16 protein-coding genes are annotated in these 14,956 nt (G+C 66.9%); 7 read left to right on the top strand and 9 right to left on the bottom strand.

Annotated elements, in window-relative coordinates; all coding sequences use genetic code 11:
• Positions 1-7: 7 nt before the first annotated feature.
• On the bottom strand, positions 8-742 hold the full coding sequence (locus tag AB1A62_RS19390) for a folate-binding protein (RefSeq protein ID WP_366663119.1): 735 nt from the start codon (positions 740-742) through the stop codon (positions 8-10).
• Positions 743-840: 98 nt separating this feature from the next.
• Between AB1A62_RS19390 and AB1A62_RS19385 the strand changes: the two genes are divergently transcribed.
• Positions 841-1,521, top strand: coding sequence for a TIGR04283 family arsenosugar biosynthesis glycosyltransferase (locus tag AB1A62_RS19385; protein WP_366663118.1), 681 nt, complete (start codon positions 841-843; stop codon positions 1,519-1,521).
• A 54-nt stretch (positions 1,522-1,575) separates the two neighbouring features.
• Here the strand turns inward: AB1A62_RS19385 and AB1A62_RS19380 are convergent, their stop codons facing one another.
• Positions 1,576-3,438 carry an ABC transporter ATP-binding protein gene (locus AB1A62_RS19380; protein ID WP_366663117.1) on the bottom strand — a complete coding sequence of 621 codons (1,863 nt, stop codon included), beginning with the start codon at positions 3,436-3,438 and terminating at the stop codon, positions 1,576-1,578.
• 206 nt (positions 3,439-3,644) lie between these two features.
• Between AB1A62_RS19380 and AB1A62_RS19375 the strand changes: the two genes are divergently transcribed.
• The gene (locus AB1A62_RS19375; RefSeq protein ID WP_366663116.1) at positions 3,645-4,853 is read left to right on the top strand and encodes an aminotransferase class V-fold PLP-dependent enzyme; all 1,209 of its coding nucleotides are present in this window, start codon (positions 3,645-3,647) and stop codon (positions 4,851-4,853) included.
• 31 nt (positions 4,854-4,884) lie between these two features.
• Here the strand turns inward: AB1A62_RS19375 and AB1A62_RS19370 are convergent, their stop codons facing one another.
• Together AB1A62_RS19370 and AB1A62_RS19365 are read right to left on the bottom strand one after the other, a co-directional pair.
• Entirely contained in the window at positions 4,885-5,079 is a 195-nt protein-coding gene (locus AB1A62_RS19370) for a histidinol phosphate aminotransferase (RefSeq protein ID WP_366663115.1), read from the bottom strand.
• A gap of 90 nt (positions 5,080-5,169) precedes the next feature.
• Positions 5,170-6,279 carry a pyridoxal phosphate-dependent aminotransferase gene (locus AB1A62_RS19365; protein WP_366663114.1) on the bottom strand — a complete coding sequence of 370 codons (1,110 nt, stop codon included), beginning with the start codon at positions 6,277-6,279 and terminating at the stop codon, positions 5,170-5,172.
• Between the two features lie 94 nt (positions 6,280-6,373).
• Here AB1A62_RS19365 and AB1A62_RS19360 point away from each other — a divergent pair, with 94 nt between their 5' ends.
• The 4 genes from AB1A62_RS19360 (at position 6,374) to AB1A62_RS19345 (ending at position 9,229) form a co-directional block, all read left to right on the top strand.
• On the top strand, positions 6,374-7,444 hold the full coding sequence (locus AB1A62_RS19360; protein ID WP_366663113.1) for an SMP-30/gluconolactonase/LRE family protein: 1,071 nt from the start codon (positions 6,374-6,376) through the stop codon (positions 7,442-7,444).
• A 77-nt stretch (positions 7,445-7,521) separates the two neighbouring features.
• Positions 7,522-8,307, top strand: a complete 786-nt coding sequence (locus tag AB1A62_RS19355; protein ID WP_366663112.1) for a crotonase/enoyl-CoA hydratase family protein — start codon at positions 7,522-7,524, stop codon at positions 8,305-8,307.
• A 449-nt stretch (positions 8,308-8,756) separates the two neighbouring features.
• Entirely contained in the window at positions 8,757-8,954 is a 198-nt protein-coding gene (locus tag AB1A62_RS19350; RefSeq protein ID WP_366663111.1) for a hypothetical protein, read from the top strand.
• Positions 8,951-9,229 (top strand): hypothetical protein, encoded by a 279-nt coding sequence (locus tag AB1A62_RS19345; RefSeq protein ID WP_366663110.1) that lies wholly within the window; start codon positions 8,951-8,953, stop codon positions 9,227-9,229. The genes AB1A62_RS19350 and AB1A62_RS19345 overlap by 4 nt, the downstream gene beginning before the upstream one ends.
• 64 nt (positions 9,230-9,293) lie before the next feature.
• Here AB1A62_RS19345 and AB1A62_RS19340 read toward each other — a convergent pair whose 3' ends face one another.
• The 3 genes from AB1A62_RS19340 to AB1A62_RS19330 all read right to left on the bottom strand — a co-directional run bounded on the left by AB1A62_RS19340 (position 9,294) and on the right by AB1A62_RS19330 (position 12,024).
• Positions 9,294-10,196: a fructose bisphosphate aldolase gene (locus AB1A62_RS19340; RefSeq protein ID WP_366663109.1), complete on the bottom strand. Its 903-nt coding sequence runs from the start codon at positions 10,194-10,196 to the stop codon at positions 9,294-9,296.
• Positions 10,197-10,276: 80 nt separating this feature from the next.
• Positions 10,277-10,609 carry a DnaJ family domain-containing protein gene (locus AB1A62_RS19335; protein ID WP_366663108.1) on the bottom strand — a complete coding sequence of 111 codons (333 nt, stop codon included), beginning with the start codon at positions 10,607-10,609 and terminating at the stop codon, positions 10,277-10,279.
• Positions 10,610-10,653: 44 nt separating this feature from the next.
• Positions 10,654-12,024 (bottom strand): PLP-dependent aminotransferase family protein, encoded by a 1,371-nt coding sequence (locus AB1A62_RS19330; protein WP_366663107.1) that lies wholly within the window; start codon positions 12,022-12,024, stop codon positions 10,654-10,656.
• Positions 12,025-12,170: 146 nt separating this feature from the next.
• On the opposite strand from AB1A62_RS19330, the gene AB1A62_RS19325 reads away from it, so the two are divergent.
• Complete coding sequence (locus AB1A62_RS19325) at positions 12,171-12,551, top strand: DUF983 domain-containing protein (RefSeq protein ID WP_174146552.1); 381 nt, start codon at positions 12,171-12,173, stop codon at positions 12,549-12,551.
• Positions 12,552-12,705: 154 nt separating this feature from the next.
• On the opposite strand, the gene AB1A62_RS19320 is transcribed toward AB1A62_RS19325, so the two are convergent.
• Both AB1A62_RS19320 and secG read right to left on the bottom strand, forming a co-directional pair.
• The gene (locus AB1A62_RS19320) at positions 12,706-14,349 is read right to left on the bottom strand and encodes a CTP synthase (RefSeq protein ID WP_366663106.1); all 1,644 of its coding nucleotides are present in this window, start codon (positions 14,347-14,349) and stop codon (positions 12,706-12,708) included.
• A gap of 172 nt (positions 14,350-14,521) precedes the next feature.
• Complete coding sequence (gene secG / locus AB1A62_RS19315) at positions 14,522-14,890, bottom strand: preprotein translocase subunit SecG (protein ID WP_366663105.1); 369 nt, start codon at positions 14,888-14,890, stop codon at positions 14,522-14,524.
• Positions 14,891-14,956 lie beyond the last annotated feature (66 nt).

The following is a 14,956-nucleotide window of genomic DNA, read 5'->3' as shown; positions in this document are numbered from 1 at the left end:
GCCCCGCTCACTCTTGCCAGGTGACGCGGGCATCCCCCGCCTGCATCTCCCCCTTGGCGCGGTCGAACCGCAGATAGGCGATGCCCCTGCCGCCGGACTGGGTGAACAGCGTGCCAACCGGTTTGCCGCCGGCGGTGATCCCGGTGCCCACCGGCGCCGCGCCATCGACCGTCACCGTGCGCAAGCCCTTGCGCAGCTCGGTCTTGTGCTTCATCCGCGCCGTCACCTCCTGGCCGACATAGCAGCCCTTGCGGAAATCAACGCCGCTCAGCGCTTCGAACCCGGCTTCCAGGATATAGCTCTCCGGCCCCAGCTCGATACCGGTCTCGGGGATGCAATGGGCAACCCGGATCGCATCCCAATCGGTGCCGTCATCGCCGCCTTCGGCGCCATAGAGCCGCCAGCCCATCTCCGCATGGCGCGGATCCGCCAGCGCGCCCTCCGGCGCGTCCCCGGTGCCGCGCTTCACCTGCAGGTCCGTCATCTCCAGCTGCACGTCGGCGCGCAGCCGGTACATGTTCAGCCGTTTCAGCAGCCCCTCGGCCAGCGACGCCTCCACATCCAGCAGCACCGCATCGCCGTCCGCCGCCAGAAAGAAGTCCGCGATGTATTTCCCCTGCGGCGTCAGCAGCGCGGCATAGACCAGGCCCTCGCTCAGCCGGTCCACATTGCTGGTCACAAGATCCTGCAGGAAGCTCTTGGCGTCACTTCCGGTCAGGCGCAGGATGCGGCGGATGCTCATGTCAATTCTCCTGTATGCCTCAGGGGCGTTTCACTGCTTGGCCCAGTGATATAGGAAGCAGGGCGGAAGAAAACAGCAAATCCGCCCCAGGAGAGCCCATGCCCGCGCCGGTCAGCATCGTCATTCCCACCCTGAACGCGGAGGCTGAGCTGCCCGCCGCGCTGGAGCATCTGATGGAGGGGCTGGCGGCAGGCCTGATCCGCGAGCTGGTGATCACAGACGGCGGCTCGAGCGACGCCACCCGCGCCATCGCGCAGGCTGCCGGCGCCGAATGGGTCAGCGGCGCGCCGTCCCGCGGCGGCCAGCTGCGCCGGGGCTGCGCGGCGGCGCAGGGGGAGTGGCTGCTGGTTTTGCACGCCGACACCCGTCTGGAGCCGGGCTGGGCTGCGGCAGTGGCGCAGCATCTGGCAAGCGGGCCGGGCGGCCCCGCCCATTTCCGCCTGCGCTTCCGCGCCCGCGGGCTGATGCCCGCCTGGGTGGCCGGCTGGGCCAACCTGCGGTCGCGCCTGTTCGGACTGCCCTACGGCGATCAGGGCCTGCTGATCCGCCGCGCGGATTATGAGGCCGCAGGCGGCTACCCCGACCAGCCGCTGATGGAGGACGTGGCGCTGGTGCGCCGCCTCAAGGGGCTGACCGCCTTGCCCTGTGCGGCGCTGACCAGCGCGGCGCGCTATCAGCGGGCCGGATGGCTCCGGCGCGGGGGCCGGAACCTGTGGACGCTGATACGGTATTTCCTCGGTGTGGCCCCGGATAGGCTGGCAAAGTCTTACAGCAAATAACTGTTCCGCCCGCGGACGGGCGATGCCCTCAGCGCTCGTCAGGGGAAACGGCCCTTACCCGAACACCTTCTTTGCAAAACGGCGGAACCAGCGCTCCTTGCCGCGCCGCGCGCCGCCGGGCACCTGCTGTGCCTGGGCGGCAATGCCCGCGGTGTCCACCACCGTCTTGCCGTCCTGAAACTGCAGCCGGTAGAGATCGGCATAGATGCCGCCGCGGGCCAGAAGCTCGTCATGGCTGCCCTGGTCCACCACCCGGCCGCGGTCCATCACCACGATTTTGTCGGCATTGCGGATGGTCGAAAGCCGGTGCGCGATCACCAGCGTGGTGCGGCCGCCCGACAGCTTGTCCAGCGCCCGCTGCACCACCTTCTCCGACTGCGCATCCAGCGCCGAGGTCGCTTCGTCCAGCAGCAGAACCGGGGTGTTTCGCAGCAGCGCGCGGGCAATCACCACCCGCTGCCGCTGGCCGCCCGACAGGGCTGAGCCGCGCGGCCCCACCCGGGTCTCCAGCCCGTGCTCCAGCTTGGGCAGGAAATCCGCCACATGCGAGGCCTCCAGCGCCGCCTGCAGTTCCTCATCGCTGACGTCGGTGCGCCCCAGCACGATGTTCTCGCGCAGGGTCTCGTCGAACAGCATCGCATCCTGGGTCACCACCGAGAACAGCCCGCGCAGATCGGCGGTGTTCAGATCGGTGACCTCCACCCCGCCCACGGTGACAGAGCCCGCCTGCGGGTCCACCATCCGGGTCAGCAGGTTGAAGATCGTCGATTTGCCGGCCCCGGAGGCGCCCACCAGCGCCGTGGTCCTGCCGGCCTCGGCCTCCAGGTTCAGCCCGTGCAGGATCCTGGCATCGCCATAGCTCAGGTCCACCGCATCCAGGCGGATCGCGGGCAGCCCCTGCGGCGCCGGTTTCGGCTGCGCAGGCTCGCTCAGCAGGATCGGCGCATCCAGCAGCTCCTTGATCCGCTCCAGCGCCGCCGCCGCGCCCTGCCATACGCCGGAAATATTGGCCAGCCGCCGCATCGGTTCAAACGACAGGCCGATCGAGGTGAAAAAGCTCATGAACTGGCCGACGGTCTTTTCGCCGGCGATGATCTCATTGCCGCCATAGAGCAGCACCGCCATGAAGCCGACGCCGGCCATGATGTCGGTCATGCCCGAGATCGAGGAGGTGCCAAAGGCCGCCTTCACCTCGGATTTGACAAATTCATCCGTGCGCTCGGAGAAGCGGCTGACCTGATACTCCTCCAGCCGGTTCAGCTTGACCGGCACGATGCCGTGGAAGATCTCGTCCAGCCGGGTCGCCAGATCGGCGCCCAAATCCCGCGCCCGCGATGCCTTTTTGCGCACATAGCGCTGGATGGTGGAGATCGGCAGCAGCAGCACCGGGACACCGATCAGCAGGATCAGCGTCCAGCGCCAGTCGATCGAGAACGCCACCCCCAGCACCGCCACCAGCGCCACCAGGTCGCGGCCCGCGCCGGTGATCACCGCCTGCCAGACCGAGTTGATCGCGCCCACGTCGCTTTGCACCCGCTGCAGCAGCAGCCCCGGCGGGTGCTGCTGGTGAAACGCCGGGTCCTGGCGGATCAGACGCGCCAGCATGTCCTTGCGCAGATGCGCGGCCGAAGTCTGGGAAACCTTGCTCAGCAGCACCTTCTGGGTGACGCTGGACACCCCGCGCAGGGTGAAGATCGCCAGAAACGCCAGGCTGACCCAGACCAGCGCGTCGGAATTGCCGGCCACGAACACCAGGTCGAACATCGGCTGCATCATGTAGCCGAGCGCCCCCATGGTGGCGCCTTCCAGCAGCATGAAGATCACCGCGATGCCCAGAAGACCGATGTAATGGCGCAGGTATCCGCGCCACAGCCAGCCGAACAGCTCTTTCGAGGACTTGTGCGGTTTCCGGCTCATGTCAGCGCGTTCCGGCGGGAAATTCGTGTCATTGCGGGCCTTTCCCTGTCGTTCCTGCGCCATTTAAGCAGGTGGGAAGCAGGGCGCAAGCAATTCGCCGTGACCCTGCGTTGCCGGGAATTGACCCGGCGCGCCGTGCGGCTACTGTGCCCGCATGGATCAACCGCGGCGGCCTTGGGGCCGCGCGCAGTCAGGGAACATCAGGCATGAGCGGACCGGCGAACGTATCGGCAGGGCGTCAATATCTGGCCATTCCGGGCCCTTCGGTGGTGCCGGACCGGGTGCTGCAGGCAATGCACCGGCCGTCGCCCAACATCTACGCGGGCGAGCTGGTGGAGATGACCGCGGGCCTGATCCCGGACCTGCGCCGGGTGGCGCGCACGCAGCATCACGCGGCGGTCTACATCGCCAACGGCCACGGCGCCTGGGAGGCTGCGCTGCAGAACACGCTGCAGCCCGGCGACCTGGTGCTGGTCCCCGCCTCGGGCCGCTTTGCCATCGGCTGGTCGGAAATGGCTGAAGGGTTGGGCATCGAGACCGAGATCCTCGACTTCGGCACCCGCGCGCCCTGGGACATGGCCCGTATCGCCGAGGCGCTGGCCGCAGACCGCGAACACCGCATCAAGGCGGTGCTGGGCGTGCATGTGGACACTTCCAGCTCGATCCGCAACGATATCGCGGGGCTGCGCCAGCTGCTGGACCAGGCCGGCCACCCGGCGTTGCTGATGGCCGACTGCATCGCCTCGCTGGGCTGCGAGCGGTTCGAGATGGATGCCTGGGGCGTCGATGTCATGGTCGCCGCCAGCCAGAAGGGGCTGATGATGCCGCCCGGCCTCAGCTTCGTGTTCTTCAATGACAGGGCCGCCGCGGCACGGGCGGCGCTGCCGCGGATCAGCCGCTACTGGGACTGGCAGCCGCGCGCCAACCCGGCGGAGTTCTACCAGTATTTCGGCGGCACCGCGCCCACCCATCACCTCTACGGCCTGCGTGCGGCGCTCGACATGATCCACGGTGAAGGCCTTGAAAACGTGTGGAACCGCCACGCCCGTCTGGCCCAAGCCATCTGGGCCGCCTGCGAGGCCTGGGGCGCGGACGGCCCGCTGCGGATGAACGTGGCGGACCGCTCCTTGCGCTCCCACGCGGTCACCGCGCTGCACATCGGCGCGCCGGAGGGCACCCGGCTGCGCGAATGGCTGGAGCAGAACCTGGGCCTGACGCTGGGCATCGGCCTCGGCATGGCGGCGCCCAAAAGCCCGGAATGGCACGGCTACTTCCGGCTGGGCCACATGGGCCATGTGAACGGTCAGATGGTGATGGGCCTGCTGGGCGGGATTGAAACCGGGCTGGCCGCGCTGGATATACCGCGCGGGGCAGGTGCGCTGGAGGCCGCATCAGCGGTATTGTCGGGCCGCTGACGGCCCGGCCGCCGGCGGCGGCGGGCAAGGCTCACGCCTTTTGCGAGTTCAGCCTGATGTCCAGCCTGGTGATGAAATGGTTGATCAGCACGGCCAGCACCAGCACCGGCACCAGCCCGTACATCACCCAGATCACAAAGAAGATCCACATCAGGTTGATGCCGGCAAACATGATTGCCGCGGTAAAGAAATCCGGCATTCCGTCCGGCAGTTCAGGGTCACGCATGACAATTCTCCCGGTTATACCCTTTGATGGTAGTCCGGGGCCGGTGAATGTCCGGTAAAACTGCTGCGATCAGGCCTCCGCCGGCAGGTTTCAGCCGCCCCGTGCTGCGTCCAGCGCCTGCGGCAGCGCCGCGGCAAAGGCGTCCAGCTCCGCCGCAGGCCCGCAGCTCACCCTTATGCAGCGGTTCTGCGGTTCGGCAAAGGGCATCCGCACAAAGACCCCCTGATCCACCAGACCGTCCAGCACCGCCTTGGCAAATGCCCCGTCCAGGCCGCAGTCGATGGCGACGAAATTGGTGGCGGAGGGCAGGGCGCTCAGCCCGTTTTCCGCGGCGATGCCGGCAATCCGGCCGCGCGCCTCCGCGATCTGCGCCAGCACCTCTGCCAGCCAGTCCTGATCCTGCAGCGCCGCCAGCGCGCCGGCCTGCGCCGCCCGGTTCATGCCGAAATGATTGCGCACCTTGTTGAAGGCGGCAATCAGCTCCGGATGGCCGATGGCATAGCCCACCCGCGCGCCGGCCATGGCATAGGCCTTGGAAAAGGTCCGCATCCGGATCACCCGCACGTCATCGGCGCTGATGGGCGCCGCGGTGCCTTCCGGCGCGCATTCCACATAGGCCTCGTCCAGCAGCAGCAGGCAGCCTGCGGGCAGATGGTCCAGCGCCGCGGCAATATCGGCGCCCTTGTGCCAGCTGCCCATCGGGTTGTCCGGGTTGGCCAGATAGACGATCCTGGCATCGACCTCCGCCGCCCTGGCGAACAGCGCCTCGAAATCCTCGCGGTCGTCCTTGTAAGGCACCGTGTGGATCACCCCGCCAAAGCCCGCGACATGGTAGTTGAAGGTCGGATAGGCCCCCAGCGACGTGACCACCGCGTCGCCGGCCCCGACCAGCAGCCGCACCAGATAGCCCAAGAGCCCGTCGATGCCTTCGCCGACGATGATATGCTCCGGCTGCACCCCGTGATGCGCCGCCAGCGCGTGGCGCAGGTCATGGTTCTCCGCATCGCCGTATTTCCAGATCTCCGCCGAGGCCTTGGCCATCGCCTCCACCGCCCGGGGCGACGGGCCGAAAATGTTCTCATTCGCCCCCAGCCGCGCGGCAAAGGCATGGCCGCGCGCACGCTCCTGGGTCTCGGGGCCGACAAAGGGCACGGTGGCGGGCAGGGATTGGGCAAGCGGGGTGTAGCGGGGACCAGTCATGGCCGCAGATAAGCGCAAGCGCAGGCAACGGGCAAGGCTTGCGTCACCATCCGCTGCCGCGCAGTCTGCATCAAGATTTCAAAGGGATTCTTTCATGCGCATTGCCCTGGCCCTGCTGGCCGCCGCCCTCGGCTATCTCCTGTTCTGGCCGGTGCCGGTCGACCCGATCGCCTACAACCCGCCCGCAGCGCCGGGCTTCACCGGCGATTACGCGGAAAACAACGCTCTGGACGCGGCCGCGCTGATCCATCTGCCGGACGGAGAGCTGGGGCCGGAGGACATCGCCCAAACTCCCGACGGCGCCATCTACACCACCAGCCTGGCGGGCAATCTCTACCGGATCGACGGGACAGAGCCGGTGCTGGTTGACGAACTCGGCGGCCGCCCGCTGGGGCTCAAGGCTGGCCCCGACGGCGCGCTTTATATCGCCGACAGCTTCCGCGGCATCCTGCGCTGGTCCGGCCCCGGCACGCTGGAGGTTCTGGCAGACAGCATCGGCGGCACCCCGATCGTCTATGCCAACCAGCTCGACGTGGCCCGCGACGGCACCGTCTATTTCTCCAACTCCTCCGACCGCTTCGACCCGGAAACCATGGGCGGCACCAAGCCGACCTCGATTCTGACCATCTGGGAGCAATCGGACACCGGCTACGTCGCCCGCATCAACCCCGATGGCACTGCCGAAAAAATCGCCACGGGCTTCGTCTACACCAACGGCATTGCGCTCTCGCCGGAGGAGGATTTCCTGCTGATCAACGAGACCGGCCGCGCCCGCGTCCACCGGCTCTGGCTCAAGGGGGACCGGACAGGCGAGCGCGAGGTGTTTCTCGGCAACCTCCCCGGCTATCCCGACAACCTGGAGGCGCAGGGCGACGGCACCTACTGGCTCGCTTTCGCCAGCCCGCGGGTGCCGTCTGAGAAGCTGATGCCCTATCCCTTCCTGCGCAAGCTGATCTGGCGCCTCGGCCCGATGGTGCGCCCGGCGCCGGTCCATCGCGGCATGCTGATGCAGCTGGACGGGCAGGGCAAAACCCTGCGCACGCTGCAGGACCCGGACGGGCGGCTGGGCGTCACCACCGGCGGCAAGGTGATGGACGGGCAGCTCTACATCATGACGCTCGACTCGCCCTGGTTCGCCCGGATGCCGCTGGCGCCCCGCCCCTGACCCTTCCCCCACGTTGGACTGGTATCCGGTCCGCGTCCGGGGCAGGCTGAGGGCGGATCATCAGCGGGGAAGAAACCATGAGCAGAGTCACCACCGGCTACAAGGACCACATCGCCTATGTCACGCTTGCCCGCCCGGACAAGCACAACGCCCTGGATGAGGAGATGATCGAGGCGATCATCGCGGCAGGCCAGGAGGTGGCAGAATCCGGCGCCCGCGCGGTGGTGCTGTCAGGGGCGGGCAAGAGCTTCTGCGCAGGCCTCGACATGGCGGCTCTGGCTAGCTTTGCGCAGCGCGACCTCAGCACCCTGATCATGGAGCGCACCCACCACGACGCCAATGCGTTCCAGGAGGTGGCGATGGTCTGGCGCCGGGTGCCGGTGCCGGTGATCGCCGCCATCCACGGCGCCTGTTTCGGCGGCGGGTTGCAGATCGCGCTGGGCGCCGACATCCGCATCGCCCACCCGGAGGCGCAGCTGTCGGTGATGGAGATGAAATGGGGCCTGATCCCCGACATGGGCGGCATGGCGCTGTTGCCGCGGCTGGTGCGCACCGACGTGCTGCGCCGCCTCACCTGGACCGCAGAGAAGGTGGCGGCGCCGCAGGCGCTCGACTGGGGGCTGGTCACCGAACTGGCCGGCAACCCGCTCAGCCGCGCCCAGGAACTGGCGGTGGAGATCGCGGGCAAGAGCCCTTCCGCCGTGCGCGCCGCCAAACGGCTGATCGCCTATGCCGAAAGCGGTGCGCCGCAAGCCGAGGTGCTGTTGCGGGAAAGCGCCGAACAGCGGGATCTGATCGGCCAGCCCGACCAGATCGAGGCGGTGGCGGCCCAGCTGCAGAAGCGCCCGCCGGATTTCAGCTGACGCGCCGCCCCGGGGCTGCTTTGCTGCAGTCCCGTCGGCTTCTTTCCGGCACAAATTCTGCCGCCCCGCCGCCCGGCAGGCGGCTTCACCGCCGCGCGGGAAGGCCGCCCCCGGAACCGGCGTTTACGCTTCAGTAACGTCTTTGGATTCTGCAACAGCGGAATTTCGCCAAATTTTCCGGAACCCTGCCCGGACAGGCGGGAAACCGCCGCCTGCCGGCAGGAAAATGCCGCGTTAAACCAGCGCCAAACACCGTTAACTTTTTGGCAATATCTGGGGGCGAATTCTGCCTTCAGCAGGGCGCAAGAGTGGCCAATCCAGCATCTGGAAAACTGCGGACCGGCAGCCCGGCGGGGCTGACGGGCGGCCGCCTGCACCCTGAGGAACTGCAATAGAACCGGCGGCGGCGGAGACGGGCCGCAGCCGGGCTTCAGAAAGGAGTGAGGCTGATGCAACTGGTGCAGAAGAAGTGGTTTATCCTGTTTGAAAGCGGCGGCCTGCTGTCCCGGACCGGGGACCGGATCACCTATTTTTATGACGAGGCGCTGAGCTTCGGAAACCGCGAGGAGGCGCAGCGCTACCTGGCAGCGAACGAGAACAAGGTCAGCTATGCCGGGCTGCGCCCGTCGCTGACCCAAGCGGCGTGAGCGGGTGGCTCGCTGCCAGCCGCACGGCGGAACGGCTTGCCGTGAACGAGGGGAGGATGCCTAGGTCGGCGCGCTGGCTGCTGGCGGTCAGCGGGGTGATGATCTCCGCCTCGGCGCTGATCTTCTGGGCCTGGCTCGGCGGTGCGGGCCAGGCGCCGGAGGACCAGCCCGGCTGGTTCACCCTGACCGCGCTGCGCTTCTTCTGGCTGCCCTTCCTCAGCGGCGCCGGGCTGGTGCTGGCGGTGTGCTGCGCCGGGCGCAACAGCACCTGGTGAAACCAACGGAAAAGGCCGCGCCCTTGTGCAGGCGCGGCCTTCTCAATTTCCGGTCTGCAAAGCCTTACAGCGAGGCGTCGTAGATCTTGCCGATGTTGGCACCCAGCGCCGCATCGTATTCCGCGTCGGACATCGCCACGTTCAGCCCCTCGGTCAGCGCACGGCTGAAGGAAGCGATCATCTTGCTGTTCTGCGCCAGGCGCGCGCAGGCGTCATCGGTGGTGTAGCCGCCGGACAGCGCCACAACCCGGACAACACTGGCGTGATCGGCCAGATCGTCATAGAGGCCCGCCTTGGACGGGATGGTCAGCTTCAGCGCCACTTTGGTGCCCTCGGGCAGGGCGTCCAGCTGCGCCTGGATCTCCGCCTTCAGGATCTCCTCGGCCTCGGCTTTGGTGGCAGAGTTGATGTCCACTTCCGGCTCGATGATCGGCACCAGGCCGGCCGCGGCGATCTGCTGGCCCACTTCGAACTGCTGGGCGACCACCGCCTTGATGCCATCGGCATTGGCTTCCTTGATGACCGAGCGCATCTTGGTGCCGAAGATGCCCTTGCCGTTGGCGCGCGCCAGCAGCGCGTCCAGCTCCGGCATCGGCTTCATCATCTGCACGCCGTTGGCCTCATCAGCCAGGCCTTTGTCCACCTTCAGGAACGGCACCACGCCGCAGTTGCTCCACAGGAACTCGGCAGTCGGCTTGCCTTCGATCTCGCCGTCCATGGTCTTCTCGAACAGGATCGCGCCCAGGATGCGCTCCTTGCCGAAGCTCGGCGAGGTGATGATGCGGGTGCGCATCTTGTGGATCTCGGCGAACATCTCGTCATCGTTCGAATAGGCGTCCTCGTTCACGCCATAAAGCGCCAGCGCCTTCGGGGTCGAGCCGCCGGACTGGTCCAACGCGGCAATGAAGCCCTTGCCGGAGGCGATGCGGTCGAGTTGTTCCTGATGAACAGAAGCGTCTTTGGCCATAATGCGTCACTCTTCTTTGGAATGGTCTGTCTTGGCGCTGTCTATAGCGCGAATCTGCCGGGAAACAACGGGGTGTTGCGCTAACGGAAGAAGGATTTCCGCGCATCCCGCGCCATGTTGTAGCGCATTTCCAGATCCGAGATCCGCGCCATTGCCGCCTTGCGCTGCCCGGGGTCGGTCAATCCGGCGTAATCCTTGCGCGCCTGCGCCAGCCGCTCCTTCAGCCCGAACTCCTCCGGCACCACACCGGCCTGCGCCATGATCCGCATGCCCGCTGCCATTGCGGGGTCCACATGCGCCTCGCTGCTGCGGTCGGGCAACGGCTTGCCTTCGCCCTCCAGCCCCTGCAGCCGGCCCTCGGCCTGGGCCTTGGTCAGCTGCCGTTCGATCAGGTTGCGGAAAGCGCGGATCATGCGGGGCCTCTTTTGCGTTGCGGCGCGACCTTAGCAGCCCCGGCTCAGCCCAGCCAGTCCTTGCGGGTGACGGCATCGTTCAGCGCCAGCAGGTCCTCGCGCAGCTCCTCCAGGCCGACCGGCCCGCCCAGGCACACCCGCACCGCCTCCTCCGGCAGGCCGGAGACGGTGAAGGCGTCGCTGGGCATGATGCCGATCTGGCGCCCCGCCATGCGGCCCATCACCTCGGCCCGGCTGGTGCCGCGGGGCAGGGTGAGCCACAGGTTGAAGGCCAGCGGGTCGCTCTCGACAAAACATTCCTGCAGCACCTGTGCCGCCAGCGCCTGCCGCTCCGCCGCGGCCTTGCGGATGAAGCGCTGAAGCTCTGCCGCGGTGCCGTCCTCGATCCAGCGGCCCAGCAGCGCCAGGTTCAGCGGCGACACCATCACATGCATCGAGCGCAGCGCCTGGCTGAACTGGCCCAGCAGGGCGCGTTTCGGCACTGTGGTGTAGGCCAGCCGCAGCCCGGCGCCAAAGCACTTGGACAGGCCGGCAATATGCCAGCCCAGATCGGGGATCAGGCTGCTGACCGGCTGCGGCGCGCCATTGTCGACAAAGCAATAGGCGTCATCCTCGATCAGCGGCAGGTCATGTGTCTGCAGCACCGCGGCAATCTCCTGCCGCCGCTTGGCCGGAATTGTCCTCGTGGTCGGGTTCTGCAGTGTCGGGTTGAGGTACAGCGCCGCAGGCCAGTCGCCGGTGATGGCCTTCTCCAGCGCATCCGGCAGAATGCCGTCCTTGTCCGCCGGCAGGCCGATCAGCCGGATCCCCTGCCGCGCCGCGATGGAGCGCAGGCCGGGATAGGTCACATCCTCGCACAGCAGGGTTGAGCCCGGCTCGCACAGCACGGTCAGAATGGCATAGAGGCTGGCATGCGCCCCCGGCGTGATCACCAGCCGCTCCGGCGCGCAGGGCAGCCCGTTGGCCTGCATCCACTCCGCCGCCAGGGCACGGTCCTGCGGGCTGCCGGTCACCGACTGGTAGCGCAACAGCGGCAGCAGGTTGGCAGAGACATGCTCCAGCCCCTTTTGCATCCGCGCCAGCAGCGCCGGGTCGTCCGGCTCCGGCGGCATGTTCATCATCGGGTCTTCTTCCAGCGCCCGGCGCGGGTCGGGCCGTTCCGGCAGCGCGTCCCGGCTGCGCACGAAGGTGCCGCGGCCGACAAAGCTCTCGATATAGCCGCGCCGCACCGCCTCGGCATAGCCCCGCGATACGGTGGAGAAATCCACCCCCAGATCCTGCGCCACCCGCCGCTGCGGCGGCAGCCGGTCGCCGGGCGACAGCACGCCGGCGTCGATGTCGGCGCCGATCGCCTCCGCCAGTTCAATGTAGCGGGGCCGGGTGCCGTCCAGACGGGCAGGGGTCCATTGTTTCATCGCCGTGTCTCCGGTTGGCGCATTGTTGCCTGAATGATTGGTTCAATGCCGGACTGCGGCAATAAATGCAACATCAATGTTTGCATATTGATTGCATTCAATCGGGGAATCGCGTTATCAGGCGCCGGAACCCAAGGAGACGCGCGATGACCCAAGCGGACGTTTTGCACCAGGACCAGCGGGAGCTTAAGCCTGCATTGTGGAAGGGGCTGCGGCTGCGCTGCCCGAACTGCGGCGGCGGCAAGCTGCTGCACAGCTACCTGAAGGTGAACGACAGCTGCACCGAATGCGGCCAGGAGCTGCACCACCAGCGCGCCGATGACGGCCCGGCCTATCTGACCATCCTGGTGGTGGGCCACATCCTCGGCTTTGCGCTGCACATCGTCTACACCCAGCTGCGCCCGGACCCCTGGACGCTGGCGATCATCATGTCGGTGATCACGGTGGGGGCCTCGCTGATCATGCTGCCGCGGATGAAGGGGCTGGTGGTGGCCTATCAATGGGCCAAGCGGATGCACGGCTTCTGAGCCGGAAAAACAGTCAATCAAAATGCAAAAGGCGGGCCGGCGGCCCGCCTTTTTCTGTTCTCTCCCAGCGCCGCCTTGGCGGCGCCGGGCCCAACGGGTGCTGCTCATGTGCCATTAGCAAAGCAGCGGGCGGGAGATCCCCGCCTGCCGGGAATTACACCAGCCGCGAGGCGTCCTTGGCCGCGCGGACGAAATCGTCGAACAGCGGATGCGGCGCGAAGGGTTTGGACTTCAGCTCCGGGTGGAACTGCACGCCGATGAACCACGGGTGGTCTTTCCACTCCACGATCTCCGGCAGGCGGCCGTCCGGCGACATACCGGAGAAGGAGAGGCCGCATTTTTCCAGCTGTTCCTGATACTTGGTGTCGACCTCGTAACGGTGGCGGTGGCGTTCCTCGATGTGGGTGCTGCCATAAACTGCGGCAACCTTGGAGCCCTCGGCCAGGGTCGCGTCATAGGCGCCCAGGCGCATGGTGCCGCCCTTGTCGTCGCCCACCTTGCGCTCGACCATCGTGTTGCCCTGCACCCATTCTTTCAGGTGGTAGACCACCGGCTCGAAGCGCTTCTTGCCGGCCTCGTGGTCGAACTCCTCGGAGCCGGCCTCGGAAATGCCCGCGACGTTGCGCGCGGCCTCGATCACTGCCATCTGCATGCCGAGGCAGATGCCCAGGTAGGGCACCTTGTTCTCGCGCGCATACTGCGCCGCCTTGATCTTGCCCTCGGTGCCGCGCTCGCCAAAGCCGCCGGGCACCAGGATCGCGTGGTAGCCCTGCAGGTAGGGGGCGGCGTCTTCCTTGTCAAAGAGCTCCGCATCAACCCATTCGATCGAGACCTTGACCCGGTTCGACATGCCGCCGTGGGTCAGCGCCTCGGCGATGGATTTATAGGCGTCTTCCAGCTGGGTGTATTTGCCGACGATGGCCACCTTCACCTCGCCCTCGGGGTTGTAGATGCGGTCGGCCACATCTTCCCAGCGCTCAAGGTTCGGTTTCGGGGCGGGGGCGATGCCGAAGGCGTCCAGCACCGCCTGGTCCAGACCCTCGCGGTGATAGGCCAGCGGCGCCTCGTAGATCGATTTCAGGTCCTGCGCGGCAATCACGGAGTCGGCGCGCACGTTGCAGAACAGCGCCAGCTTCTCGCGCTCCTTCACGGGGATCGGGCCCTCGGAGCGGCAGACCAGGATGTCGGGCGCCAGGCCGATGGAGCGCAGCTCCTTCACCGAGTGCTGGGTCGGCTTGGTCTTCAGCTCGCCGGAAGCCTTGATGTACGGCAGCAGCGTCAGGTGCATGAAAATGCACTCGCCGCGCGGCTTGTCCTGGGCGAACTGGCGGATCGCCTCGAAGAAGGGCAGGCCCTCGATGTCGCCGACGGTGCCGCCGATCTCACACAGCATGAAATCGACCTCATCCTCGCCGATGGAGATGAAGTCCTTGATTTCATTGGTGACGTGGGGAATGACCTGGATGGTCTTGCCGAGGTAGTCGCCGCGGCGCTCCTTCTCCAGCACGTTGGTGTAGATCCGGCCGGAGGAAATCGAGTCGGTCTTGCGGGCCGGCACGCCGGTGAAGCGCTCGTAGTGGCCCAGGTCCAGATCGGTCTCGGCGCCGTCGTCGGTGACGAAGACCTCGCCGTGTTCAAACGGGCTCATGGTGCCCGGATCGACGTTCAGGTAGGGGTCCAGCTTGCGCAGCCGGACCGAGTAGCCCCGCGCCTGCAGCAGAGCGCCGAGCGCTGCCGAAGCCAGGCCTTTGCCCAGGGATGAAACAACACCGCCAGTGATGAAGATAAAACGCGCCATATGTGTTCGGCTGCCCCCGTGAGAAGTCAGATTTCAGCTGCCCGGCGGTGATCGGAATCATTCCAAAAACCGCAGCATCACGGGACTTCATATATAAAGGATTCGCACGAAATGCGCAAGGGAACCGCAAGATGCTGTTGCGGTTCCTAAAACCCTCTCAAGGTGTAGTGGATCAGTCTGCGCTGGGAACCAGCGGAGCGTTGTCGCCCTCGCTGGGCGGCAGAAGGTCGCTGCCCAGCGGTGCCGCCGGGGCTTCGGGTGTCTCGCCTGCGTCTTCCTGCGGCACGCCGATGCGGTCTGCCACAGAGGAGCCCGCGGATTTCTGCGCCGCCATGATGGTCAGGGTGATCGAGGTGCAGATGAAGGCGATGGCCAGCAGCCAGGTCAGCTTGCTGAGCGCGGTTGCCGCCGCGCGGCCGGAGATCGCGCCGCCGCCGCCGCCGCCCATGCCCAGGCCGCCGCCTTCGGAGCGCTGCAGCAGAACCACGGCAATGAGGCCGAGAGCCAGAAGAAGATGGATGATCAGAACAACGTTTTCCATGGGTCCCTGCGGCGGTTGGCTAAGTACCGGGCGGTAAATAGGCAAGATTGCCCGGGGGGGCAAGGG

This window comes from Leisingera sp. JC11 (genome assembly GCF_040704725.1).
Lineage (GTDB): Bacteria > Pseudomonadota > Alphaproteobacteria > Rhodobacterales > Rhodobacteraceae > Leisingera.
This window is presented reverse-complemented; position numbering and strand designations above follow the sequence as displayed.

Coding starts and splice junctions, on each gene's coding strand:
- AB1A62_RS19390 (WP_366663119.1), bottom strand. CDS start 742: ATGAGCATCCGCCGCATCCTGCGCCTGACCGGAAGTGACGCCAAGAGC.
- AB1A62_RS19385 (WP_366663118.1), top strand. CDS start 841: ATGCCCGCGCCGGTCAGCATCGTCATTCCCACCCTGAACGCGGAGGCT.
- AB1A62_RS19380 (WP_366663117.1), bottom strand. CDS start 3,438: ATGAGCCGGAAACCGCACAAGTCCTCGAAAGAGCTGTTCGGCTGGCTG.
- AB1A62_RS19375 (WP_366663116.1), top strand. CDS start 3,645: ATGAGCGGACCGGCGAACGTATCGGCAGGGCGTCAATATCTGGCCATT.
- AB1A62_RS19370 (WP_366663115.1), bottom strand. CDS start 5,079: ATGCGTGACCCTGAACTGCCGGACGGAATGCCGGATTTCTTTACCGCG.
- AB1A62_RS19365 (WP_366663114.1), bottom strand. CDS start 6,279: ATGACTGGTCCCCGCTACACCCCGCTTGCCCAATCCCTGCCCGCCACC.
- AB1A62_RS19360 (WP_366663113.1), top strand. CDS start 6,374: ATGCGCATTGCCCTGGCCCTGCTGGCCGCCGCCCTCGGCTATCTCCTG.
- AB1A62_RS19355 (WP_366663112.1), top strand. CDS start 7,522: ATGAGCAGAGTCACCACCGGCTACAAGGACCACATCGCCTATGTCACG.
- AB1A62_RS19350 (WP_366663111.1), top strand. CDS start 8,757: ATGCAACTGGTGCAGAAGAAGTGGTTTATCCTGTTTGAAAGCGGCGGC.
- AB1A62_RS19340 (WP_366663109.1), bottom strand. CDS start 10,196: ATGGCCAAAGACGCTTCTGTTCATCAGGAACAACTCGACCGCATCGCC.
- AB1A62_RS19335 (WP_366663108.1), bottom strand. CDS start 10,609: ATGATCCGCGCTTTCCGCAACCTGATCGAACGGCAGCTGACCAAGGCC.
- AB1A62_RS19330 (WP_366663107.1), bottom strand. CDS start 12,024: ATGAAACAATGGACCCCTGCCCGTCTGGACGGCACCCGGCCCCGCTAC.
- AB1A62_RS19325 (WP_174146552.1), top strand. CDS start 12,171: ATGACCCAAGCGGACGTTTTGCACCAGGACCAGCGGGAGCTTAAGCCT.
- AB1A62_RS19320 (WP_366663106.1), bottom strand. CDS start 14,349: ATGGCGCGTTTTATCTTCATCACTGGCGGTGTTGTTTCATCCCTGGGC.
- secG (WP_366663105.1), bottom strand. CDS start 14,890: ATGGAAAACGTTGTTCTGATCATCCATCTTCTTCTGGCTCTCGGCCTC.